20 protein-coding genes are annotated in these 22,598 nt (G+C 67.6%); 10 read left to right on the forward strand and 10 right to left on the reverse strand.

The window, feature by feature from the left end; translation table 11 throughout:
- Positions 1-11: 11 nt before the first annotated feature.
- Positions 12-992: a sugar-binding transcriptional regulator gene (locus tag AC069I_RS01520; RefSeq protein WP_478264636.1), complete on the forward strand. Its 981-nt coding sequence runs from the start codon at positions 12-14 to the stop codon at positions 990-992.
- 25 nt (positions 993-1,017) lie between these two features.
- Here AC069I_RS01520 and AC069I_RS01525 read toward each other — a convergent pair whose 3' ends face one another.
- Positions 1,018-1,377: a winged helix-turn-helix transcriptional regulator gene (locus tag AC069I_RS01525; protein ID WP_478225100.1), complete on the reverse strand. Its 360-nt coding sequence runs from the start codon at positions 1,375-1,377 to the stop codon at positions 1,018-1,020.
- A gap of 76 nt (positions 1,378-1,453) precedes the next feature.
- Here AC069I_RS01525 and AC069I_RS01530 point away from each other — a divergent pair, with 76 nt between their 5' ends.
- Both AC069I_RS01530 and AC069I_RS01535 read left to right on the forward strand, forming a co-directional pair.
- Positions 1,454-2,044, forward strand: coding sequence for an NADPH-dependent F420 reductase (locus tag AC069I_RS01530; RefSeq protein WP_478264637.1), 591 nt, complete (start codon positions 1,454-1,456; stop codon positions 2,042-2,044).
- A gap of 54 nt (positions 2,045-2,098) precedes the next feature.
- Complete coding sequence (locus AC069I_RS01535; protein ID WP_478264638.1) at positions 2,099-2,737, forward strand: hypothetical protein; 639 nt, start codon at positions 2,099-2,101, stop codon at positions 2,735-2,737.
- Here the strand turns inward: AC069I_RS01535 and AC069I_RS01540 are convergent.
- Positions 2,700-5,219 carry a DEAD/DEAH box helicase gene (locus AC069I_RS01540; RefSeq protein WP_478264639.1) on the reverse strand — a complete coding sequence of 840 codons (2,520 nt, stop codon included), beginning with the start codon at positions 5,217-5,219 and terminating at the stop codon, positions 2,700-2,702. The two genes, AC069I_RS01535 and AC069I_RS01540, sit on opposite strands and share 38 nt — an antisense overlap.
- A gap of 151 nt (positions 5,220-5,370) precedes the next feature.
- Here AC069I_RS01540 and AC069I_RS01545 point away from each other — a divergent pair, with 151 nt between their 5' ends.
- Positions 5,371-6,618, forward strand: a complete 1,248-nt coding sequence (locus AC069I_RS01545) for a primosomal protein (protein WP_478225096.1) — start codon at positions 5,371-5,373, stop codon at positions 6,616-6,618.
- A gap of 88 nt (positions 6,619-6,706) precedes the next feature.
- Here the strand turns inward: AC069I_RS01545 and AC069I_RS01550 are convergent, their stop codons facing one another.
- Together AC069I_RS01550 and AC069I_RS01555 are read right to left on the reverse strand one after the other, a co-directional pair.
- Positions 6,707-7,945 (reverse strand): MFS transporter, encoded by a 1,239-nt coding sequence (locus AC069I_RS01550; RefSeq protein WP_478225095.1) that lies wholly within the window; start codon positions 7,943-7,945, stop codon positions 6,707-6,709.
- Positions 7,946-7,992: 47 nt separating this feature from the next.
- A complete protein-coding gene (locus tag AC069I_RS01555; protein WP_478225094.1) occupies positions 7,993-9,102 on the reverse strand; it encodes an adenosine deaminase in 1,110 nt (369 codons plus the stop codon).
- Positions 9,103-9,312: 210 nt separating this feature from the next.
- Between AC069I_RS01555 and AC069I_RS01560 the strand changes: the two genes are divergently transcribed.
- A complete protein-coding gene (locus tag AC069I_RS01560) occupies positions 9,313-10,401 on the forward strand; it encodes a PA containing protein (RefSeq protein ID WP_340684609.1) in 1,089 nt (362 codons plus the stop codon).
- A 253-nt stretch (positions 10,402-10,654) separates the two neighbouring features.
- On the opposite strand, the gene AC069I_RS01565 is transcribed toward AC069I_RS01560, so the two are convergent.
- From AC069I_RS01565 to AC069I_RS01590, 6 genes are all read right to left on the reverse strand, one after another.
- Positions 10,655-11,935 carry a thymidine phosphorylase gene (locus tag AC069I_RS01565; RefSeq protein WP_478264640.1) on the reverse strand — a complete coding sequence of 427 codons (1,281 nt, stop codon included), beginning with the start codon at positions 11,933-11,935 and terminating at the stop codon, positions 10,655-10,657.
- Positions 11,932-12,321: a cytidine deaminase gene (locus AC069I_RS01570; protein WP_478264641.1), complete on the reverse strand. Its 390-nt coding sequence runs from the start codon at positions 12,319-12,321 to the stop codon at positions 11,932-11,934. Before AC069I_RS01570 ends, AC069I_RS01565 begins: the two co-directional genes overlap by 4 nt.
- A gap of 1 nt (position 12,322) precedes the next feature.
- Entirely contained in the window at positions 12,323-13,597 is a 1,275-nt protein-coding gene (locus AC069I_RS01575) for an ABC transporter permease (protein WP_478225092.1), read from the reverse strand.
- On the reverse strand, positions 13,594-14,691 hold the full coding sequence (locus AC069I_RS01580) for an ABC transporter permease (protein ID WP_478225091.1): 1,098 nt from the start codon (positions 14,689-14,691) through the stop codon (positions 13,594-13,596). The genes AC069I_RS01575 and AC069I_RS01580 overlap by 4 nt, the downstream gene beginning before the upstream one ends.
- Positions 14,688-16,265, reverse strand: coding sequence for an ABC transporter ATP-binding protein (locus AC069I_RS01585; protein WP_478225090.1), 1,578 nt, complete (start codon positions 16,263-16,265; stop codon positions 14,688-14,690). Before AC069I_RS01585 ends, AC069I_RS01580 begins: the two co-directional genes overlap by 4 nt.
- Positions 16,266-16,342: 77 nt before the next feature.
- Entirely contained in the window at positions 16,343-17,482 is a 1,140-nt protein-coding gene (locus AC069I_RS01590) for a BMP family lipoprotein (RefSeq protein ID WP_340684615.1), read from the reverse strand.
- 543 nt (positions 17,483-18,025) lie between these two features.
- Here AC069I_RS01590 and sdhC point away from each other — a divergent pair.
- The 5 genes from sdhC (at position 18,026) to AC069I_RS01615 (ending at position 22,565) form a co-directional block, all read left to right on the forward strand.
- Positions 18,026-18,469 carry a succinate dehydrogenase, cytochrome b556 subunit gene (gene sdhC, locus AC069I_RS01595; protein ID WP_081809635.1) on the forward strand — a complete coding sequence of 148 codons (444 nt, stop codon included), beginning with the start codon at positions 18,026-18,028 and terminating at the stop codon, positions 18,467-18,469.
- A gap of 2 nt (positions 18,470-18,471) precedes the next feature.
- Positions 18,472-18,891, forward strand: a complete 420-nt coding sequence (locus AC069I_RS01600) for a succinate dehydrogenase hydrophobic membrane anchor subunit (RefSeq protein WP_016331258.1) — start codon at positions 18,472-18,474, stop codon at positions 18,889-18,891.
- A gap of 33 nt (positions 18,892-18,924) precedes the next feature.
- Positions 18,925-20,679, forward strand: a complete 1,755-nt coding sequence (sdhA, locus tag AC069I_RS01605) for a succinate dehydrogenase flavoprotein subunit (protein ID WP_478225089.1) — start codon at positions 18,925-18,927, stop codon at positions 20,677-20,679.
- Positions 20,679-21,449, forward strand: a complete 771-nt coding sequence (locus AC069I_RS01610; RefSeq protein ID WP_378444421.1) for a succinate dehydrogenase iron-sulfur subunit — start codon at positions 20,679-20,681, stop codon at positions 21,447-21,449. Before sdhA ends, AC069I_RS01610 begins: the two co-directional genes overlap by 1 nt.
- A 108-nt stretch (positions 21,450-21,557) precedes the next feature.
- Positions 21,558-22,565: a hypothetical protein gene (locus tag AC069I_RS01615; protein ID WP_478264642.1), complete on the forward strand. Its 1,008-nt coding sequence runs from the start codon at positions 21,558-21,560 to the stop codon at positions 22,563-22,565.
- The last annotated feature ends 33 nt before the right edge of the window (positions 22,566-22,598 follow it).

The raw sequence follows: 22,598 nt of genomic DNA on the forward strand, positions 1-22,598 counted from the left end.
ATAGTGCTCATATGAGCGGGAAGAAGCAGGGTCCCGGCCTGGTGGAGTCGCTTCACCTGGCCGCGGTGGCCCGGCGGTTCTACGAACAGGGCGCCTCGAAACTGGAGATCGCCGAGGAGTTCGGGATCAGCCGGTTCAAGGTCGCGCGGATGCTGGACACGGCCAGGGAAACCGGCATCGTCCGGGTCGAGTTCCGGCTACCGGCGCCGGTCGATCTCGTGCTGTCCGAGGAGATCCGCGCGGCGTACCGGCTCGACCGGGTCCTCGTGCTCGAACGAGCGCCGGAACCGGAATCCCGCGAAGTGGCGCGGCGCAAGATCGGCACGCTCGCCGCCCGCCTCCTGACCGAAATCGTCACTCCCGGCGACGTCCTCGGCCTGTCGTGGGCACGTTCGGTGAACGCGATGACCGACGCGATCGAGTCACTGCCGAAATGCCCGATCGTGCAACTGTGCGGGGTGCAGGCGGGGATGGACATGCGCGACCGGTCGGTGGAGACGGTCAGCCGGGTCGCGTCGGTGTCCGGCGGCGAGCCGTACCCGATCTTCGGCCCGCTCGTGCTCCCCGACCGCCGCACCACCGAAACGCTGCGCAGGCAGCCTGGCATCGCGGAGACCTTCGGGCAGTTCAAGAACCTGACCAAGGCCGTCGTCAGCATCGGCGCCTGGAAGGCCGAGGAATCGACGGTCTACGACGCGCTCGACGAGGCCGAGCGCGGCGCCATAGCGAAACGCGGGGCCAAAGCCGAGGTTTCCGCGCGCCTGTTCGACGCCGACGGGACCCCGATGTCCACCGGCCTCGCCCACCACGTGCTGGCCATCAGCGCCGAGGACCTCCTGGCCGTCCCCGAAGTGATCGCGCTGGGCTACACGGAACCGAAGGCCGAAGCGATCGACGCCGTCTTGCGCTCGGGCATGGTCTCGACGCTGATCACCGACGCCGCCGCGGCCGTCCCGCTGCTCAAGCTGGCCGAGGCCCGCCCGCTCCCCTAGCCGCCCTCACGTGTTCGCCGCCCAATCACGCGAGTTCGCGTAAACGGGACGCCTCGTCCTGCGCCTCCATCACCTCGTCGCCATGCCTGAACGCCCACTCCCCGAAGGCTTCGATGGGCGCCAGCAGCGTGGTCCCGAGTTCCGTCAGCGAGTACTCGACCTTCGCCGTCCGGCCACAGTCACGCCTGCTGACCAGGCCGTTGAACTCCAGCCGCCGGACCGTCTCAGTGAGCACCTTCGTGCTGATCCCGCCCAGCCGTCGCCGCAGTTCCGCCGGCCGCAGTGGTCCTTCGCGCAGGGCCCACAGGACGACCGGGTTCCACGTGTTCGCCATCAGGTCGAAGGCCAGCCGGGCACGGCAATCGGCGAGGAAGACGTCGTTCATCGGACCTCCGGTAACCATTCGGTACCCGCGCGGCTTTCTACCGTCGTGTTGTCCACTCGATCTTAGGGAGCAGCACATGCGTATCGGTATTTTCGGCGCGGGCGGGATGGCGGAGGCGCTCGGCGGCCAGTGGGCCGAGGCCGGGCACGAGGTGATGGTCGCCGCCCGCGACCTGGCCAAGGCCGCCGAAATCTCCCCGCGAGTGGGGACCTGGGAGGAGACCGCCCGCGCCAGTGACGTGATCCTCCTCGCCGTTCCCGCCGCGTCGGTGACGGAAATCCTTGCCGCCGCGGGGGATCTTGCCGGAAAGGTCTTGATCGACTGCACCAACGCGGTCGGCCCGGGCGCCGCGCTCACGATCCCCGACCAGGCCGCCCGGATCGCCGCCGCCGCACCGGACGCGCACGTGGTCAAGGCGTTCAACCTGTGCCATGTGGACGTCTGGCGGATGACTCCGCCGGTGTTCGGCGGCCGTCCGCTCGCGGTCCCGATCTGCGGCGACAAGGTCGGCGAAGTGAGCGAACTGGTCCGCGACATCGGGTGCGTTCCGCTGGTCGCGGGCGGCCTCGACCGGGCCGCGCTCATGGAGGCGACGATGGCGTTCATGGTCGGGCTCTGGTTCGACGGCCACGACGCCCAGGCCTGCTTTCCGCCCCTTCCGGTGTGATTTCAGGGTCGTCCCCGATGTGCCGGGCCGGGCGGACACGCGAGCCTGTGCGGCATGCGGACGAAGACCTGGCGGCAGCTGACCGTGTGGCTGCACGTCGTCACTTCGGTGGGCTGGATGGGGCAGGCCCTGGCGCTGTTCACCCTCCTGGCGATCAGCCGGGCGAGTGAGGACGGCGCGGTCCGCGTCGCGGCGACATCGATGGCGCACGAAATCGACACGATCCTGCTGGCCCCACTTGCCAACGCCTCGGCCTTCACCGGCTTCATGCTCGCCGCGGCGACGGCCTGGGGGTTCACCCGGCACTGGTGGGTGCTGGCGAAGTTCGTGATCACGCTCGTCCAGCTCTACGCCGGGATCTTCCTGCTGTCGGGGGCTTTACGGGATTCCGTGGGCGGTGATCCGGCACCGGTGGCGCTGGTCGCCGGGACCGCGCTGATGGCGAGCGCGCTCGCGTTCCAGGCGTGGCTTTCGGTGGCGAAGCCGTGGGGCAAGGTCCGCTCGGGCGCGAAACTGCCGACAGCGCCGACGTGGGTGTTCGTCGCCGCTGTCCTCGCGCCGCTCACCGACATCACGGTGGGCTTGATGCTCGGCTATCCGTTGCCGGCGTTGTCGCTGATCGTGCTGATCGTGCAGCTGGTCCGCCGCCGCGCCGTCACCCGGCCGAAAGTCCCAGCTGGTCCACCGCCGTGATCCGGATGACCGCCGAGCCCGCCTCGTCCGAAGCCGCCAGGTCGACCTCGGCGCTGATACCCCAGTCGTGGTCGCCCGCCGGATCGTCGAAGATCTGCCGCACCCGCCAGATCTCCTTCTCCTGCTCGATGATCAGCAGCTTCGGTCCGCGTGCGTCCGGCCCGATGCCGAGCGTTTCGTGCTCGTCGAAATAGTCCTCGATGGCGTCTTCCCACGCGTCCGCGTTCCAGCCCGACGCGGCGTCCAGTTCGCCGAGCGTCCCGTAGGCACGCCGCGACGCCAGCTCCACCCGGCGGAACAGTTCGTTGCGCACGAGCACCCGGAACGCCCGCTCGTTCCGCGTGACCGCGGGCGGCTCGGACGGCGGCCGCGTCGAGACCGGGCCTTCCTCTTCGGGATGGCGCAAGGCTTCCCATTCGTCGAGGAGGCTGGAGTCGACCTGGCGCACCAGTTCGCCGAGCCACTCGATGAGGTCCTGCAACCCCTCGGTCTTGGCCTCGTCCGGAACCGTGTGCCGCAACGAGTCGTACGTGTCGGTGAGGTACCGCAGCACCAGCCCTTCCGAGCGGGCCAGCTGGTAGAAACCGATGTACTCCACGAAGTTCATCGCGCGCTCGTACATGTCGCGCACGACCGACTTCGGCTTGAGCTCGTAGTCCTCGACCCACGGATGCCCTTGCCGGTAGCGGGAGTACGCCGCTTCCAGCAGTTCCTCCAGCGGCTTCGGGTACGTGACGTTTTCGAGCAGTTCCATCCGCTCGTCGTACTCGATGCCCTCGGCCTTCATCGCCTGCACGGCCTCACCGCGCGCCTTGAACTGCTGCTGCGACAGGACCGGACGCGGATTGTCCACAGTAGATTCCACAATGGACACGACGTCGAGCGGATAGGACGGCGACTCGACGTCGAGGAGCTCGATCGCCGCCAGCGCGAACGGCGAAAGCGGCTGGTTCAGCGCGAAGTCGAACTGCAGGTCCACGGTGAGCCGGACGATGCGGCCCTGCTCGTCGGGCTCGTCGAGCCGTTCCACGACACCCGCCGCGAGCAGCGCGCGATAGATCGCGATCGCGCGCAGGATCAGTTTCCGCTGGGCGGGACGGTCGGAGTGGTTGTCCTCCAGCAGATGCCGCATCGAGTCGAAGGCGTTGCCCGGCCGGGAGATGACGTTCAGCAGCATCGAGTGACTGACGTGGAAACTCGACGTCAGCGGCTCCGGCTCGGCCGCGATCAGCCGGTCGAAGGTGCTCTCCGTCCAGTTGACGAACCCCTCGGGCGCCTTCTTGCGGACGATCTTCTTTTTCTTCTTCGGATCGTCGCCCGCCTTCTCCAGCGCCTTGGCGTTTTCGACGACGTGGTCCGGCGCCTGAACGACGACGTAACCGTCGGTGTCGTAGCCCGCACGGCCCGCGCGGCCGGCGATCTGATGGAACTCGCGCGCCTTGAGATGCCGTTGCCGCACACCGTCGTATTTCGTCAGCGCCGAAAAGACCACTGTGCGGATTGGTACGTTGATGCCGACGCCGAGCGTGTCGGTCCCGCAGATCACCTTCAGCAACCCGGCCTGCGCGAGCTGCTCGACCAGGCGCCGGTACTTCGGCAGCATGCCGGCGTGGTGCACGCCGATCCCGTGCCGGACCAGCCTCGACAGCGTCTTCCCGAACCCGGCCGAGAAGCGGAAGTCGCCGAGCATCTCGGCGATGGCCTCCTTCTCCGCCTTCGAGGTGACGTTGATGCTCATCAGCGTCTGCGCGCGCTCGATCGCCGCGGCCTGCGAGAAGTGCACGACGTAGACCGGCGACTGCCCGCCGTGGAGCAGCTCGGACATCGTCTCGTGCAACGGCGTCAGCGCGTAGCGGAAGGTGAGCGGCACCGGCCGCTGCGCCGAGGTGACCACCGCGGTCGGACGGCCGGTCCGGCGGGTGAGATCTTTTTCGAAGAACGAGACGTCGCCCAGCGTCGCCGACATGAGCACGAACTGCGCGTTCGGCAGCTCCAGCAGCGGCACCTGCCACGCCCAGCCGCGATCCGGCTCCGAGTAGAAATGGAACTCGTCGGCGACGACCTGGCCCACCGGCGCGTCGGCACCGAAGCGCAACGCCATGTTCGCCAGGATTTCCGCCGTGCAGCAGATGATCGGCGCGTCGGCGTTCACCGCCGAGTCACCGGTCATCATGCCGACGTTCTCCGGGCCGAAGATCTCGATCAGCTGGAAGAACTTCTCCGAGACGAGCGCCTTGATCGGGGCCGTGTAGTAGCTGCGGCGGCCGTGCGCGAGCGCGGTGAAGTGCGCCCCGACCGCGACCAGGCTCTTTCCCGAGCCCGTCGGCGTCGACAGGATCAGGTTCGCTCCGGAGACCACCTCGATGATGGCCTCTTCCTGCGCGGGGTACAGCTCCAACCCGCGCTCGGCCGTCCAGGTGGAGAAGGCTTCGAACAGCGAGTCGGGATCGGGATCCGCAGGCAGGAGGTCTGTAAGTGTCATCAGAGGACCTATCGTGCCATCCGTTGGTCGCTTCTTGCCCAGGGGTGATCGCGCCCTCCGCCGGAAACCCGTAGGCTTCGCGGTACCGCGCACCTTCCGGGCACCATCACCCGGCCGCGCACACAGGCGGTAATCCGAGAGGGCTAAAGGAATGGCACAGGACATCATCCCGATCGAACTCGGCCTGCCACAGGGTGACGTCGTCACTCTCTGGGCGCCGCGCTGGCGGGAAGACGGCGAGGAGTGGGAAGCCTTCCTCGGCGACGAGGAAGACCTGTACGCCTTCCCGGACGCCGCGCATCTCGCCGCTTTCGTACGGACCTCCGAGCAGCACGACCTGCTCGACCACCCCGCGTGGGAGGTCGTCCCGGCGCTGAACGTGCCCGAGCTCATCCCGGACGACGACCACACCTACGACCTGGTGGGCGTCCCCGAGCTGGTCGCCGAGAAGCCGGACCAGTGGACTCTCGGCGAGCTGGCCGAGATCATCGGCATCGTGCGTTCGCTCGCGGACGTGTGCGAGCTCGAAGAGGTCCACGAAGTCCTCGACGCGCACGAGAGCTTCTCGCTGCTGGACCAGGGCACGCTGCCCTTCTCCGGCCGTGACGGCGAGCGCCTCTGGGCGGACCTGTCGCAGGCGGTCTCCGAGAAGTGGGACACCGTGCTCGACGCGATCGACGGTCTCGTGACCGTCCCCGACGTCGACGAGAAGGTGCTGGAGCAGACCGCGGAGGAACTCGCGACCTTCCTCGCGGAGTCCGCCGAGGCCGAAGCGGCCGCCGTCGACGCGGACCTGGTGGACGACGCGGACGAGGACGACGACGAAGACGACGAGCCCGTCGGCTTCTGGGGCGAGGTCGGCATCGACCCGATCAAGATCATCACCTCCGGCGCCGAGTACTACACGCTGCGCTGCTACCTCGACGACAAGCCGATCTTCCTCGGCAGCGAAGGCGAGATCGACGTCTTCACCTCCGAGAAGGCCCTGATCCGCGCGATCGCGGACGGCAAGGACCTGGCGGACAACGACCTCGCCCAAGTGTCCACTTGGGACGAGGTGGCCACGAAGGCCACCGCCGGTGAGCTCGAGATCGAGGTCGACGCCGAGAACACGTACGTGCTGAACGGCATCGCCGAGGACATCGCCGAAGGCCCGGAGTCGATCGACCCGACCCAGCTGGAGCTGGCCGTCGAGCTGATCACCGACGCCGCCGAGTGGGCCGACGACGACAGCGTCGAAACCGCGCTGGCCGCCAACGAAAGCCTCGGTTGGCTGGTGTCGTTCGTGCTGCGGCCGGACCCCTCGCGCCTCGAGCCGAGCGCTCCGTTCGACGCCGAGCAGTCGGAGTGGCGCAAACTCGTCGAGACCTTCGAGAACAGGCTGGCTGTCGCGCGCTGACTGTGTTGGTTGTCGCGCGCTGACGAAAGAGGGCGCGCGAGGTGAAGTCTCTCGTCGCGCTGGCGCGCTTCGAGAGACGGTCTGCCGGTCACTTGGTGGGGCGCGCTGGTCTTGGGGCCGTGGCCATGGTCGCTTCGTGGTTGACGGGGACCAGGGCCACGGCGAGTGCGGGGAAGATCGCGGCCACGCAGAACGCCAGGGCGTACCGCGAATCACCGATCACGAGCCCCAGCATCGGCGGTGTCAGGGCCGCGGCGATGTTCTGGCCGGTGTTCTGCGTGCCCATCGCCCGCCCCGCCCACGCGAGCCCGGCCATCTCCGCCGACGCGGTGAACCCGAGCCCGTTGTCGGACACGGTGATCACCGCGGCCAGGACCAGCGCGAGCAGCACCAGCCACGGCCACGTCGCGTCCCCGAGCGCGACCAGCAGCATCACCGCGGCGCTCGCGACCGCCAGCCGCCGCATCGGCCGCAGCCTGCTGCCGGCGCGGTCGGACCAGTAGCCCGACGCGATCCTGCCCAGCGCGCCGAGGATCTGGACGGCGCCGACGAACCAGCCCGCGGACGCCGCCGTCCAGCCGTGCATGGTCACCAGGTACACGGGGGTGAACGCGGAGACCGCGAACTGCGGGACGACGAGCAGCGCGCTCGCGCCGTGGACCCGCCACAACGCCGGCTTCCGGTACGGCGACGGCGGTTTCTCCACCTTGCCCGCTTCGGCCTCCGGGCGCGGCGGATCGACCAGGAGCCAGGCGACCAGGAGCGCGACACCGATCGCGGTCAGCGCGGGCAGCAGGAGCGAGACCTGGAAGCCCCAGCGGTCCGCGAGCGGCGGGAGCCCGAAGGCGGCGACACCCACCCCGAGCGGCTGGGCCATCTGGCGGATGCCCATCGCGAGGCCGCGTTCGGCCGGGCCGAACCAGCCGAGGACGGCCCGGCCGCTCGCGGCGTTCACTGACGCGGTGCTCGCGCCGGCGAGCAGGAACACCCCAAAGAGGGTCCCGAGCGAGTGGTCGCCGACGGCGGCGTACACGAGGAGTAACCCCGAGACGCCGAGCCCGATGGCCATTACCAAACGCTCTCCGTAACGGTCCGCCGCCGCACCCCACAAGATCAAGGTGAACAACAGGCCAAGGCTCGGCGCCGCGACCACAGTCCCCGCTTCGGCGAGCGAGAGCCCCTCCGCACTCTGCATCGACGGCACCAGGAACGGGATCCCGTAGAGGAACGAACAGCTCGCGGTCTGCGCGGCGAGACCGAGCGTGAGGATGAGCCAGCGTCGTTTGCCGCCATTCCTCACGTCCACGACCTGCGCCACCTTCGCCACCGTTTCACTATATGGGAACCAACTCCTACATAGTGAACAATAGTTGGCTATGCTAACGAACGCAAGGACGCATACCCCGGCTTGATGACCGTGTTGATGATGTCGAGCCGCTGGTCGAAATCGAGGAAGGCGGATTTCATCGCATTGATCGTGAACCACTCGAGATCGGCCACCCCGTAGCCGAACGCGTCGCTCAGTGCCGCGAATTCGCTGGTCATCGAGCAGCCGCTCATCAGCCGGTTGTCGGTGTTGACGGTGACCCGGAACCGCAGCCTGGCGAGCAGGCCGATCGGATGCTCGGCGATCGAGCGCGCCGCTCCCGTCTGGACATTGGACGTGGGACAGATCTCGAGCGGGATGCGCCGGTCGCGGACGTAGGCGGCCAACCGTCCCAAATGGACCGTGCCGTCGCTGTCGGTCTTGATGTCGTCGACGATGCGCACGCCGTGACCGAGCCGCTCCGCGCCACAATGCTGAATCGCCTCCCAAATGGACGCGAGCCCGAACGCCTCACCGGCATGAATGGTGAAATGCGCATTATTCGTCCGCAGGAACTCGAATGCGTCGAGATTTCTGGTAGGCGGAAAACCGTCTTCCGGTCCGGCGATGTCGAACCCGACCACACCGGCGTCGCGGTAGCGGACGGCGAGGCCGGCGATCTCGAGCGCCCTGGCGTGCTGGCGCATCGCGCAGAGCAACGTCCCGACGCGGATCCGGCCGCCGCCGGCCGCCACTCTCCGTTCACCTTCGGCGAACCCGGCCTGAATGGCCTCGACCACCGCATCGAGTGACAGTCCGCGTTCGACGAAGAGTTCTGGGGCGTAACGCACCTCGGCGTAGACGACGCCGTCGACCGCGAGGTCTTCCACCGCCTCGGCGGCCACTCTGACCAGCGCTTCCTCGGTCTGCATGACGCCACAGGTATGCGCGAACGTCTCAAGGTACGAGACGAGGGAGCCGGAATCGGCCGCGTCGCGGAACCACCGGCCGAGTTCGACGGGATCGCTGGTCGGCAAGGCCCGATACCCGGTCTGTTCGGCGAGTTCGGCGACCGTGGCGGGCCGCAATCCGCCGTCCAGGTGGTCGTGGAGGAGAACCTTGGGAGCGCGGGCCAGTACCGCCTCCGGGATGCTGGGTCTGCTGCTTTCAGAGGACATACGTAACGGTAACCAGCCTGTCATTCCCCTACATGGTGGTAACTTCCGCGAGCCGGTTAACCCTCGGCTTTGTCGATCACGGGCTGAATCGGCCATCAGGGGCAGAGCTCGGCATTGTCCGATACCCGGGGGCCATACGCAGAGCAATTTCGCAATGGATAAGCTTCACGTCACGTCCCTCCCATTTCCCCGCCCACGAAGGACACCGCAGTGACCACTGACAACCACATTGCAGCCCCGTCCTTCGACCGGATGCGCAACATGCTGGTGCGCGCGGCCGAAGTGCGTGAGAGCGAACAGCAGCAGATCTTCGACGCGCTCGACGACATCTACGCACGTCTGGCCCCCGTCGACTCGCTCGGCGCGGTGCGCAAGCGGCTCTCGGAGATGCCCGACCGCACCGAGACCAGCGTGCTCGCCGAACGTCTCGACGAGACCATGTCGCGGCTCGAAGCGCAGGACACCGCGATCGCCGCGCTGACCCGCGCCGTCGAAAGCATCGTCGACAAGCTGGCCAAGCCGTTCGCTCAGCTCGACGGCCGCCTCGACGGCATGGCCGCGCGTCTGGAAGGCGTCGGGGGCCGGATGGACGGGCTCGAGGACAAGCTCCAGAACATCCACCGCCGCCTCGACGAGCTCGGCGCGCACCTCGACAAGCAGGACGTGAGGACCGACGCGCTGCCGCAGTCGGTGATCGGGCCGGTGCGCGAGCGCGTCGAGCAGGCCGAGTCCACCTTGCGGGACCGCGTCGACACCGTCGACCGCGAGCTGCGCACCCGCGTCGAGAACCTCGACAAGGCGACCAAGGAAAGCCTCACCGCGAACACCGAGGCGCTGAAGACCGCGCTGACCGAGACCGGCGAGATGATCGACGCCTCGGAGCGCCTCGACGGCCTCGGCGACCGCCTCGAGAAGGTCACCTCGCGACTGGACGACCTGGCCGAGCGGCTCGACAAGGTCGAGGACGGCTTCACCGGGCGCCTCGGCGACCTCGACGGCTCGATCCGCTCCGGCCTGTCGAAGGTCGAGAGCACGCTGCAGAAGCAGCCGGACACCGACTCGGTCGACTCGCTGGTGCGCAAGAGCAACGACGAGTCCGTGCGCCGCATCGGCGGCCAGCTGGACGAGGCCATGGCGACCTTCGCGGAGCTGATGCTCGGCGGCGGACCGGCCGTGCAGCAGATCGCCCCGCCGCCGCCCGCCCCGCGTCAGCCGCGCCGCAGCTCGCGCAACGGCCGGGCGCCCAAGGCGGCCGACGCCAAGGCGAAGGCCGACGGCGCCGACGAGACCACCGACTGACGCTCTCTTAACGCGTGAAGGCCCCCTTCCTCCGGCTCCGCCGAGGGAAGGGGGCCTTCACGCTTCTCCGGCCACGACCTGCGTTTAGCGGGCTAATCGCGATCCGCCCACCCTCAGGCATTTCGTCCTCTGGATGCGGTAGTTGCACGCGCAAGTACCGCATCCAGAGGACTAAATGCGGGCCTTCAGGACACAGGGATCGCGACCAGGGCCGGCACCACCGACAGATCGCGATTAGGGGGCTAAACGCAGGTCAGGGCCGCACGGTCTCCAGGACGAGCGGAGCGGAGGCCGAGGCCTCCGAGGAGATGGCGTAGGCGTCTTCGAGCGCAGCGAGAGCCGAAGGAACAGCCTCCGGCGTATCGGTGTGCAGCTCCAGCAGCGGCTGCCCCGCCGACACCGTGTCGCCCGGCTTCGCCAGGCACAGGACACCCGCCGCGGCCTGCACCGGATCCTCCTTGCGCGCCCGTCCGGCCCCGAGCCGCCAAGCGGCGACCCCGACCGAGTACGCGTCCAAAGACGTCAAGACACCATCCGAAGGCGCCGAGACGACGTGGACGTGCTTAGGCCGCGGCAGCTCCGCCTCGGGATCCCCGCCCTGAGCGGCGATCATCCGGCACCACGTCTCGTAGGCCTTCCCCGACGCGAGCACCGCCGCCGGGTCCACATCGGACAATCCGGCCAGCGCCAGCATCTCCCTGGCCAAAGCCACGGTCAGCTCGACGACGTCGGCCGGGCCGCCGCCGCGCAGCACCTCGACCGACTCCGCGACCTCGATCGCGTTGCCGACGGCATGGCCCAACGGCACGTTCATGTCCGTGATCAGCGCCGTCGTCGCGACGCCGTGCGCGGTCCCGATCTCCACCAGCGTCCGCGCGAGTTCGCGGGCCTGCGGAAGCGTCTTCATGAACGCGCCCGAACCGGTCTTCACATCGAGGACCAGCCCGGCCGAGCCCTCGGCGATCTTCTTGCTCATGATCGAGCTCGCGATCAGCGGGATCGACTCCACCGTCGAAGTCACATCCCGCAGCGCGTACAGCTTCTTGTCCGCCGGAGCCAGCCCGGAGGTCGCCGCGCAGACCACCGCGCCGACCTCGTCGAGCTGCCGGATGATCTCCGATGTCGACAAAGAGGCACGCCAGCCCGGAATCGACTCCAGTTTGTCCAGCGTCCCGCCGGTGTGCCCGAGCCCGCGCCCGGACAGCTGCGGCACGGCCGCGCCGCAGGCCGCGACGAGCGGCGCCAGCGGCAGCGTGATCTTGTCGCCGACCCCGCCCGTCGAGTGCTTGTCGATCGTCGGGCGGCTGACCTTCAGCTCCAGCCGCTCCCCCGACGAGATCATCGCGCCGGTCCAGCGCGCGATCTCGCCGGAGTCCATCCCCCGCAGGAAGATGGCCATCGCGAGCGCGGCCATCTGTTCCTCGGCGATGTCGCCGCGCGTGTACGCGTCGATCGTCCAGTCGATCTGCTCATCGGTGAGCCGTCCACCGTCCCGCTTCGCGCGGATGACGTCGACGGCGGCGAACGCGCTCATGGCAGGTCATCCGGCCCGAACGCGTCCGGCAGCACCTCGGACATCGGCAGGATGCCACTCGGGGTGTCCACCAGGCAGTCGGATCCGCCGTGCTCGAACAGGATCTGACGGCAGCGCCCGCACGGCATCAGCAGATCACCGGCGCCGCTGCGGCAGGCGACGGCGACGAGCTTGCCGCCGCCGGTCAGCCGCAGCTGCCCCGCCATCGTGCATTCCGCGCACATTCCCAAGCCGTACGAAGCGTTTTCGACGTTGCAGCCGACGACGATCCGGCCGTCGTCCACCACGCCCGCCACACCGACGTGCAGACCCGAGTAAGGCGCGTACGCCGACTTCGCCGCCTCGACGGCCTTAGCCCTCAAGGCTTCCCAGTCGTACTCCGCCATGTCAGTCCTCACCTCGCCGATAGGTGGCGCCGATCGCCTTGGGCGGCCGCAGCCGTTGCGAAGCCACCGCCAGCACGATCAGCGTCACGAAGTGCGCGGTGTACGGGATGAGGTCGCTGGGCAGGTCGTCGTTGGTCCAGTAGATCGCGTACAGCGCGACGGCGCCGACGACACCGAGCGCGGAAGCGATCCACTGACGGCGGAACAACTGCACCGCCACGATCACGGCCAGCAGGATCACCGCGCCGTACAGCAGCGCGAGCACCGCGGTGCCGCCACCGGCGAGCTGGAGGCCGTCCGCGTAACCGAACAGCGCCGCGCCGCCGAGCAGGCCGCCCGGCCGCCAGTTGCCGAAGATCATCGCCGCGAGGCCGATGTACCCGCGGTTGTTGGTCTGGTTCTCCAGATAGTCCGCGCCGCCGGCGAGCAGCACGAGCGACGCGCCACCCATCCCGGCGAGCCCGCCGGAGATGATCATGGCGACGTACTTGTGCAGGTAGACCTTCACGCCGAGGGACTCGGCCGCGACCGGGTTCTCACCGCAGGACCGCAGCCGCAGGCCGAACCGCGTCCGCCACAGCACGAAGTAGCTGATCGGGACCAGCGCGATCGCGATCATCGTCAGCGGCGCGACCTCGGTGACCAGGCCGTTGAGGATGCCGGCGAGGTCGGAGATGAAGACGCGCTGCATCTTCTCCAGATCCGAAAGCCAGTCCGAGAGGAACGTCGCCGAATAGGTGTCGAACTTCGGGACCGGCGGTGACTGGCGCGGGTTCCCCGAAAGCGGGGTGAACACCAGGTTCGCCAGGTACTTCGCGACCCCGAGACCGAGCAGGTTGATCGCCACACCGGAGACGATGTGGTTGACGTTGAAGGTCACCGTCGCGACGGCGTGCAGCAGGCCGCCGAGCGCGCCGAACACGACCGCCGCGATCAGCCCGGCCCAGACACCGCCGTGGTACGCGCCCCAAGCGGCGCCCCAGGTGCCCAGGATCATCATGCCTTCGAGGCCGATGTTGATCACGCCCGCGCGTTCGGCCCAGAGGCCGCCGAGCGCGCAGAGCAGGATCGGCAGCGCCAGCCGCAACGCGGTGTGCGCGGTGTTGGTCGAGGTCAGTGTGTTGACGCCGGTGGCGTACGACGCGATCGCGAGCACACCGACCGCCAGCAGCCCCCAGATGGCTCCCTTGAGCCAGCCGGGCATGCGCCGCTTCGGCGGCTTCACCGGCATGGTGGTCCCACCCGTGTTGGGCGAAAGAACGTCCGCGGTGGTCACACCGCACCTCCCTCGGACACGCTGGAACCCTTGCGGCCGTTGCCTGCCAGCGCGCGACCGACACGACGCTGTTCGGCGGCCAGGTCCGCGCGGCGCACGATCTCGTACGCGATGACGACCGACAGCACGATCACGCCCTGCATGATCGTGGCGATCTCTTTGGACACGTTGATCTGCTCCAGCGACACCGCGGACCGGTCGAGGAACGCCCACAGCAGGGCGCCCAGCGCGATGCCCGCCGGGTGGTTGCGGCCGAGCAGGGCGACCGCGATACCGGTGAAGCCGTACATCTGGGTCGAGGTGATGCCGTAGCTGAAGTCGCGGCCGAGCAGTTCCGGCATCGCGACCAGGCCGGCGACGCCACCGGAAAGCAGCATCGCGATCAGCGTCATCTTCTTGGCGTTCACGCCACCGGCGGCGGCCGCCGTCGTCGATTCGCCGGAGGCCTTCAGCTCGAACCCGAACCGGGTCCGGTTGAGCATGAACCAGTAGGCCGCGCCGATCAGCGCCGCGATGAACACGAAGCCGAACAGCTCACCGGAAAGGATCGGGATCCCCGGGATCCGGCCGGTCTCGGCGATCTCGCGGGTGGCGATGTTGTTGCCGGTCTGCACGCCGAACTGGTCCGCGTTGACCAGGAACGCCACGATGCCGCCGACGATCGCGTTCAGCATGATCGTCGAGATGACCTCGGAAACACCGCGGGTCACCTTCAGCACGGCCGGGATGGCCGCGTACAGCATGCCGCTGGCCACCGCGACGACCAGGATCGCCAGCACGTGGATCACCGGCGGCAGCTGCAGCGCCCCGCCGATGATGGCGGTGACGATGGCGGCGAACCGGTACTGACCTTCGACACCGATGTTGAAGAGGTTCATCTGGAAGCCGATGGCCACCGCGAGCCCGGACAGGTAGTAGACCGTCGCGAGGTTCACCGTGTCGACGGCGGTCGAGCCCTTGAAGAGCTGGCCGATCATCGTGCCGTAGGCCTGGAGCGGGTCGGCGCCCGAGATGATCAGCGCGATGGCCGTCAGGATGACCGCGAATACGATCGCGAGCAGAGGCGGCAGCAGCCTCGTACGCCAGCTACTCACGTTGCACCTTCTTCAGTGTCTTCGGAGGCACCCGTCATCGCGGAGCCCAGTTCCTGCGGGGTCACGGTCGCGGGGTCGGCCTCGCCGACCAGTCGTCCGCGCAGCATGACCTGAATGGTGTCGGAAAGCCCGATCAGCTCGTCGAGGTCGGCCGAAACCAGCAGCACGGCCAGCCCGGCCGCGCGCGCCTGGCGGATCTGTTCCCAGATCAACGCCTGCGCGCCGACGTCGACACCGCGCGTGGGATGCGACGCGATCAGCAGCACCGGGTTGCCGGAAAGCTCGCGCCCGACGATCAGCTTCTGCTGGTTACCACCCGAAAGCGCGGCGGCGGGGACATCGATGCCCGGCGTGCGGACGTCGTACTCCTCGACGATGCGGCGGGTGTCCTCCCGCGCGCCGTCGATGTCGAGCAACTGTCCTTTCGCGACCGGCTTGCGGGTCTGGTAGCCGAGGATCCGGTTGACCCACAAGGGTTGCCTGAGCAGAAGGCTGTGCCGTGTGCGGTCTTCGGCGATGTAGCCGATCCCGGCCTCGCGGCGGGCGAGCGTCCCCAGTTTGTGCAGTTCGACGGTCTTGCCGTCGGCCCCGGTCAGTTCGATCCGGCCGCCGCCCTTGCGCATGCCCATGATCGTCTCGACGAGTTCGGTCTGGCCGTTGCCTTCGACGCCGGCGATCCCGAGCACTTCACCCGCGTGCACGGTGAAGGAGATGTGGTCGAGCACGTTGCGCTCGGAGCCCTCGACGCTCAAGCAGACGTCGTCCAGGCGGAGGACCGGCCGATCGGTCACAGTGGACTCACGGGTCTCCGGACTGGGCAGCTCCGTGCCGACCATCATCTCGGCCAGCTGACGTGAGGTGATCGTCTTCGGATCCGCCGTGCCGACGGTGGTGCCGCGCCGGATCACGGTGACCGTGTCGGCGATCGCGCGCACCTCGTCGAGCTTGTGCGAGATGAAGATGAAGGTGAAGCCGTCCTTCTGCATGGCGCGGACGGTCTCGAACAGCGCGTCGACCTCCTGCGGGACGAGCACCGCGGTGGGCTCGTCGAGGATGATGATCCGGGCGCCGCGGTAGAGCACCTTCACGATCTCCACGCGCTGGCGGTCGGCGACGCCGAGTTCTTCGAGCAGCGCGTCCGGCCGGGCGTGCAGGCCGACGCGTTCGGCCAGCTCCGCCAGCTTCGCCCTGGCCGCGCGGCCGATGCCGTGCAGGTTCTCCGCGCCGAGGAAGACGTTCTCCCCGACGGTCAGGTTGTCGGCCAGCATGAAGTGCTGGTGGACCATCCCGATCCCGGCCTTGATGGCGTCCTGCGGGTTGCGCAGTTTCACCGGTTCGCCGTTGATCGCGATGTCGCCCTCGTCCGGCTGCTGCATGCCGTAGAGGATCTTCATCAGGGTCGATTTGCCCGCGCCGTTTTCGCCGCAGACAGCGTGCACCTCGCCCTTGGTGACGGTGAGGTTGACGTCGGAGTTGGCGACGACACCGGGGAACCGCTTCGTGATCCCGGTCAGCTGCACGGCCGGTTCACCCCGGTCGGGGGCGTCGGTGACCTCGGCCTGGGGAGCGCTCATGAAAAGCCATCCAGTTCTGGGTAAACAGGTTGGGGCTCGGAAGGGGTTACCCTCCCGAGCCCCGTACCTGGTGAAGCTTACTTCTGCGGCTTGTCCGAGACGGTGATCGCCCCGGAGACGATCTGCGCCTTGTACCCGTCGAGGACGTCCTTGATGTCGTCGACCTTGCCACCGGAGGTGGCGTAGCCGATGCCGTCGACCTTGAGGTCGAACCGCTTCGGCAGCGACGTCAGGTCGCCCTTCGCCAGCGCGCGCAGGTAGTCGAACACCGCCACGTCGACGCGCTTGAGCATCGAGGTGATGATGACGTCCTTCGACGCCTCGACCGTCTTCTGGTTGTACTGGTCGGAGTCGACGCCGATGGCGAACGCGTTGTTCGACTTCGCGGCCTCGAAAACGCCCTTACCGGAGGCGCCGGCGGCGTGATAGATCACGTCCGCGCCCTTGGCGATCTGGGCGGCGGCCTTCACGTTGCCCTTCGCCGGGTCCTGGAACCCGGAGAAGTCACCGGCCGGGGTGAGGTACTCGTCCTCGATCTTGGCCTTGGTCGAAGCGGCCTTCACCCCCTGGAGGAAGCCGGCCTCGAACTTCTGGATCAGCGGCGTGTTCACGCCACCGACGAAGCCGACGTGGCACTTCTTCGACTTGTAGGCGGCGGCGACACCGGCCAGGAACGAGCCCTGCTCCTCGGCGAAGACGAGCGAGGTGACGTTCGGGGCCTTGACGGAGTCGTCGTCGACGATCGCGAACTGGGTGTTCGGGTACTTCGGCGCGATGGCGCCGACGGCCTTGGCGTAGGCGAAGCCGACCGCGATGATCGGGCTGAAGCCCTGCGAAGCGAGCTGGTCGAGACGCTGCGACTTGGCGGCCTCGTCCTCGGTCGCGGCGGCGGTGCTTTCGGTGACCGTCGTGACGCCGAGCTCGGCCTTCGCCTTGTCGGTACCGGCGGCGGCGGAGTCGTTGAACGACGCGTCGCCGCGGCCGCCGACGTCGAAGGCCAGCGCGACCTTGAGCTTGCTGCCGTCGACCTTCTCGGTCGACTGCGCGGAGCTGCTCGACGCGGCCGGCGCGGCGGGCGGCTTCGGCGCCGTCACGCAGCTGGCGGACTGGTCCCCAGAGCCCGCGTTGTTGTTGTTCCCCGCACCTGAATCCTTCGCGCATCCGGCCAGTACCAGAGCACCGGCCATGGCGGCGGCGGCCAGCGCGGTTCCACGCATGCGACGCAACGTGTGTCTCCCTCCCCGCTGATCCAGCGGATGGTCCGAAGAAAGCGACCCGGCGACGCTGCCGGGTTCGACCGAGAGACGGTACCTAACGGCCGCTTTGCCGCCATAGGAAAGGCACGCTACGTAACACAAACGTTTACTCATGAGTCGTACGCGCGACGAATGGAGTACTCACCGTGATCACAACGGAGTAATCGCAGGCAGCACTCGGCCCACCGGCCGCGGGGAAGACCCAAGATCGTCACGCACCGTTCAGGGTGCCCCCCGACAACCCTCGCGTCCACAGTGGACGAACCGGTGAGTTACCGGCCCGCATCACCCGATCGGGCAAGGGTCCCGATGTCTGGTCCATCACACAGAGGAACCCGGAGGTGAGCCCACCGTGAGGTGCGGGTCTAGCATTCCTGGTATCCACGCTCGATGACCATGATCTCGGCACCGTCGCCGGAGCCGTCCCCAGGTGGACGTCCCGGCGGCAGGCGCGGAAACCAGCGGTCAGCGGGCCCAAGCCATGACGTTGGAGGCCGTTCACCGATGTCCACCACGGCTAGCACCGCCACCGAGGCGGCCGCGAGCGATCGGGCGGGTGCCTCACGCCGGCAAGGGACCTTCTACCGGGGCGACCCCGGTATGTGGTCCTGGGTGCTGCACCGCATCACCGGCGTGCTGACATTCTTCTTCCTTTTCGTGCACGTGCTCGACACCGCGCTCGTGCGCGTGTCGCCCGACACGTACAACGAGGTCATCGAGACCTACAAGACCCCGCTGGTCAACCTCCTCGAGGTCGGCCTGGTCGGCGCGGTGCTGTTCCACGCGCTCAACGGCATCCGGGTCATGCTGGTCGACTTCTGGGAGAAGGGACCGAAGTTCCAGAAGCCGATGCTCTGGACCATCCTGGCCATCTGGGTCGTGGTGATGATTCCCGGTGCCTTCTTCATGATGAAGCGCACCGTCGAAGTTATGTTCGGGGGGCACTGACCATGGCAACCGAAGTTCTCGCACTCGACAAGCCGCGTTCGCCGAAGCGCCCGGCCGCCCGCCGCAGCAACTTCGAGCTCTACAGCTGGCTGTTCATGCGCATCTCGGGCCTCGCGCTGGTCGTGCTGGTGCTCGGCCACCTGTTCATCATGAACATCCTCGACGGTGGCGTGCACCGCATCAACTGGGGCTTCGTCGCCGGCCGCTGGGCCTCGCCGTTCTGGCAGTTCTGGGACCTGTCGATGCTCTGGCTCGCCGAGATCCACGGCGGCAACGGGCTGCGGACGATCATCGACGACTACGCCCGCAAGGACAGCACCCGGTTCTGGCTGAAGATCGTGCTCTACGTCTCGATGGTGCTGATCCTCGCCGTCGGCACGATGGTGATCTTCACCTTCGATCCCGGCATCTCGGCCAACTGACGGCCCCACCACACACGTAAAGCGGAGTTCTCAATGCAGTTCCACAAGTACGACGTGGTGATCGTCGGCGCCGGTGGCGCCGGCATGCGCGCGGCCATCGAATCCGGCCAGCGTGCCCGCACCGCGGTCCTCACCAAGCTCTACCCGACGCGTTCGCACACCGGCGCCGCCCAGGGCGGTATGTGCGCCGCGCTGGCGAACGTCGAAGAGGACAACTGGGAGTGGCACACCTTCGACACGATCAAGGGCGGCGACTACCTGGTCGACCAGGACGCCGCCGAGATCATGGCGAAGGAAGCCATCGACGCGGTCCTCGACCTCGAGAAGATGGGCCTGCCGTTCAACCGGACGCCCGAGGGCAAGATCGACCAGCGCCGTTTCGGCGGGCACACCCGTGACCACGGCAAGGCCGCGGTGCGCCGCGCCTGCTACGCCGCGGACCGCACCGGGCACATGATCCTGCAGACGCTCTACCAGAACTGCGTCAAGCACGGCACCGAGTTCTTCAACGAGTTCTACGTGCTCGACCTGGTGCTGACCCCGGACGAGGACGGCAACCCGATCGCGTCCGGCGTCGTCGCCTACGAGCTGGCGACCGGTGAGCTGCACGTCTTCCAGGCGAAGTCGATCGTGTTCGCCACCGGCGGCGCGGGCAAGATCTTCAAGACGACGTCGAACGCGCACACCCTCACCGGTGACGGCCTCGGCATCATCTTCCGCAAGGGCCTGCCGCTGGAGGACATGGAGTTCTTCCAGTTCCACCCGACAGGTCTGGCCGGGCTCGGCATCCTCATCTCCGAGGCCGTGCGCGGTGAGGGCGGCATCCTCCGCAACGCCGATGGCGAGCGGTTCATGGAGCGCTACGCCCCCACCATCAAGGACCTCGCGCCGCGCGACATCGTCGCCCGGTCGATGGTGCAGGAAGTGCTGCAGGGCCGCGGTTGCGGGCCGAACAAGGACTACGTCGTCCTCGATGTCACACACATCCCGGAAGAGACGCTGAACGCGAAACTGCCGGACATCATGGAGTTCTCGCGGACGTACCTGGGCGTCGACCCGGTGACCGAACCGGTGCCGGTGTTCCCGACCTGCCACTACGTGATGGGCGGTATCCCGACCAACGTCCACGGCGAGGCGTTGCGGGACAACGAGAACGTCATCCCCGGCCTGTACGCCGCGGGTGAGGTGGCGTGTGTGTCCGTGCACGGCTCGAACCGGCTGGGCACCAACTCGCTGCTCGACATCAACGTGTTCGGCCGCCGCGCCGGCATCGCCGCCGCGGAGTACGCGTTGGCGCACGAGCACATCGAGCTGCCGGAGAACCCGACTCGCGTGGTGGAAGACCAGCTCGCGCTGCTGCTTTCGGAACACGGTGACGAGCGCGTCGCCGACATCCGCACCGAGCTGCAGCGGACCATGGACTCGCACGCCTCGGTGTACCGCACGGAGGACACGCTCAAGCAGGCGCTGACCGACGTGCAGGCGCTGAAGGAGCGGTACAGCCGGATCACCGTGTCGGACAAGGGGAAGCGGTACAACACCGACGTCCTCGAGGCCGTCGAGCTGGGCTTCCTGCTCGAACTGGCCGAGGTCCTCGTCGTCGGCGCCCTGGCGCGCAAGGAATCCCGCGGCGGGCACGCGCGCGAGGACTACCCGAACCGCGACGACACGAACTTCATGCGGCACACCATGGCCTACAAGCAGGGTGAAGGCCTGACGGCCGACGTCCGCCTCGACTACAAGCCGGTGACCTTCACCCGCTACGAACCGATGGAGCGGAAGTACTGATGACCACGGCCACCCCCGAGAAGTCGGAGGCCGTGTCCTCCGACCACACGCCGATCACCGTCACGCTGAAGATCCTCCGGTTCAACCCCGAAGTCGACACCGAGCCGCACTGGGAGTCCTACGACGTCCCGGCGCAGCGCACCGACCGGCTGCTGAACCTGCTCTTCTACGTGAAGGACTACATCGACGGGACGTTCTCGTTCCGGCGCTCGTGCGCACACGGCGTCTGCGGTTCCGACGCGATGCAGATCAACGGCATCAACCGGCTGGCGTGCAAGGTCCTGATGAAGGACCTGCTGGAGACCAACGGCAAGAAGACGACCATCACCATCGCGCCGATCAAGGGTCTGACCACGCTCAAGGACCTTTACGTCGACATGGACCCGTTCTTCGAGGCGTACAAGGCCGTCAAGCCGTACCTCATCGCCTACGGGAACGAGCCCACGCGCGAGCGGATCCAGTCGCAGGCCGACCGCGACCGGTTCGACGACACGACCAAGTGCATCCTGTGCGCCTGCTGCACGTCCTCGTGCCCGGTGTACTGGAACGACGGCTCGTACTTCGGCCCGGCCGCGATCGTCAACGCGCACCGGTTCATCTTCGACTCGCGTGACGAAGGCGCCGAAGAGCGTTTGGACATCCTGAACGACTCCGAAGGTGTCTGGCGCTGCCGGACGACGTTCAACTGCACCGATGCCTGCCCGCGCGGTATCCAGGTCACCAAAGCAATCCAGGAAGTCAAACGCGCCCTGCTCTTCAAGCGCGTCTGACGGAGCGGTCCGTGAAGGCCTCCTTCCCTACCCTCAAGGTAGGGAAGGAGGCCTTCACGGCGTTCGGGGGGTTATCCACAAGACCCCAGTTATCCACAGGTTCGCGAAGTGAGGCTGTCGCGGACGGCGACCGGCGGTCAGGCTGGCCACGTGGTCAAAAGAGGAAGATGGGCCCAGCATCCCGAACTGCTGCTGGCACGGAGCCACAATGGCGTCGTCCGGGTCGCCGACCTGGAATCACTGGAGATGCCCAGCAAGACCATCTACCACCGATGCTTGCCCGGTGGGCCATGGCAGCGGCTCCTTCCCGGAATCGTCCTGTTGCATGATCAGCAGCCGACCTCGTCGGAGTTGGTGACGGCAGCGCTGCTCTATTCTGGCGCGAAGGCGATGCTCACTGGCGTCGAAGCCTGCAGGCTCCACGGCCTGCGCCCGTCCGCCCTTCCGGACGATCAGGGGCTGCACCTGCTGATCCCGCACGAGCGGAAGATCCGAAGCGTCGGGTTCGTAACCACGGAACGCACTTTGCGATTGCCGCCGCCGACGACACGGAACGGGGTACCGCTCGCGCCTGTGATCCGTGCCACAACTGACGCGGTGCGGCGATTCACTGATCCGCACACGTCGGAAGAGCTGCTCATCGAGGCGATCCAGCAGGGCAGGTGTCATCCGAAGGCGCTACTGGGGGAACTGAATCACGGCACACAGCGAGGAACCGCTGTGCCCAGGCGGCTCTTGAACGACTGGGTGGACATCCGCTCAATGGCCGAATCACGGGCGAAGGTGCTCAGCCGTCGGCTGGAAAACCCTCCAAGTCATTGGAATGCCGAGCTCTTCGACGTTTCCGGCAAGTATCTGGGACGGCCTGACGCGTGGTGGGACGATGTCGGCCTCGTCTGGGAAATCGACTCGTTCGAATTCCATTTCCGCCGAGCTGGATATCAGCGGACTGTGGACCGGAACACCCGATACGCGACTTCCGGGCTCGTCGTCGTGCAGACGCTGCCTTCGCAACTGCTGAACGATCCGGCCGCCGTGGTCTCGGATCTGGAGACAGCGTGGCAGGTCGCTGCTTCCCGCCCACGCCCCCAGGTCCATCTCGCTACGGCTGCCTGATGGTCCGTGAAGGCCCCCTTCCCTACTCTCAGG

Source organism: Amycolatopsis sp. NPDC043885, assembly GCF_056435685.1.

Excerpts from the sequence above, each read along its gene's own strand:
- AC069I_RS01590 (WP_340684615.1), bottom strand. The coding sequence starts at position 17,482 with ATGCGTGGAACCGCGCTGGCCGCCGCCGCCATGGCCGGTGCTCTGGTA.
- sdhC (WP_081809635.1), top strand. The coding sequence starts at position 18,026 with ATGTCCACCACGGCTAGCACCGCCACCGAGGCGGCCGCGAGCGATCGG.
- AC069I_RS01565 (WP_478264640.1), bottom strand. The coding sequence starts at position 11,935 with ATGAGCGCGTTCGCCGCCGTCGACGTCATCCGCGCGAAGCGGGACGGT.
- AC069I_RS01520 (WP_478264636.1), top strand. The coding sequence starts at position 12 with ATGAGCGGGAAGAAGCAGGGTCCCGGCCTGGTGGAGTCGCTTCACCTG.
- AC069I_RS01570 (WP_478264641.1), bottom strand. The coding sequence starts at position 12,321 with ATGGCGGAGTACGACTGGGAAGCCTTGAGGGCTAAGGCCGTCGAGGCG.
- AC069I_RS01535 (WP_478264638.1), top strand. The coding sequence starts at position 2,099 with ATGCGGACGAAGACCTGGCGGCAGCTGACCGTGTGGCTGCACGTCGTC.
- AC069I_RS01545 (WP_478225096.1), top strand. The coding sequence starts at position 5,371 with ATGGCACAGGACATCATCCCGATCGAACTCGGCCTGCCACAGGGTGAC.
- AC069I_RS01555 (WP_478225094.1), bottom strand. The coding sequence starts at position 9,102 with ATGTCCTCTGAAAGCAGCAGACCCAGCATCCCGGAGGCGGTACTGGCC.
- AC069I_RS01600 (WP_016331258.1), top strand. The coding sequence starts at position 18,472 with ATGGCAACCGAAGTTCTCGCACTCGACAAGCCGCGTTCGCCGAAGCGC.
- sdhA (WP_478225089.1), top strand. The coding sequence starts at position 18,925 with ATGCAGTTCCACAAGTACGACGTGGTGATCGTCGGCGCCGGTGGCGCC.
- AC069I_RS01540 (WP_478264639.1), bottom strand. The coding sequence starts at position 5,219 with ATGACACTTACAGACCTCCTGCCTGCGGATCCCGATCCCGACTCGCTG.
- AC069I_RS01530 (WP_478264637.1), top strand. The coding sequence starts at position 1,454 with ATGCGTATCGGTATTTTCGGCGCGGGCGGGATGGCGGAGGCGCTCGGC.
- AC069I_RS01585 (WP_478225090.1), bottom strand. The coding sequence starts at position 16,265 with ATGAGCGCTCCCCAGGCCGAGGTCACCGACGCCCCCGACCGGGGTGAA.
- AC069I_RS01610 (WP_378444421.1), top strand. The coding sequence starts at position 20,679 with ATGACCACGGCCACCCCCGAGAAGTCGGAGGCCGTGTCCTCCGACCAC.
- AC069I_RS01525 (WP_478225100.1), bottom strand. The coding sequence starts at position 1,377 with ATGAACGACGTCTTCCTCGCCGATTGCCGTGCCCGGCTGGCCTTCGAC.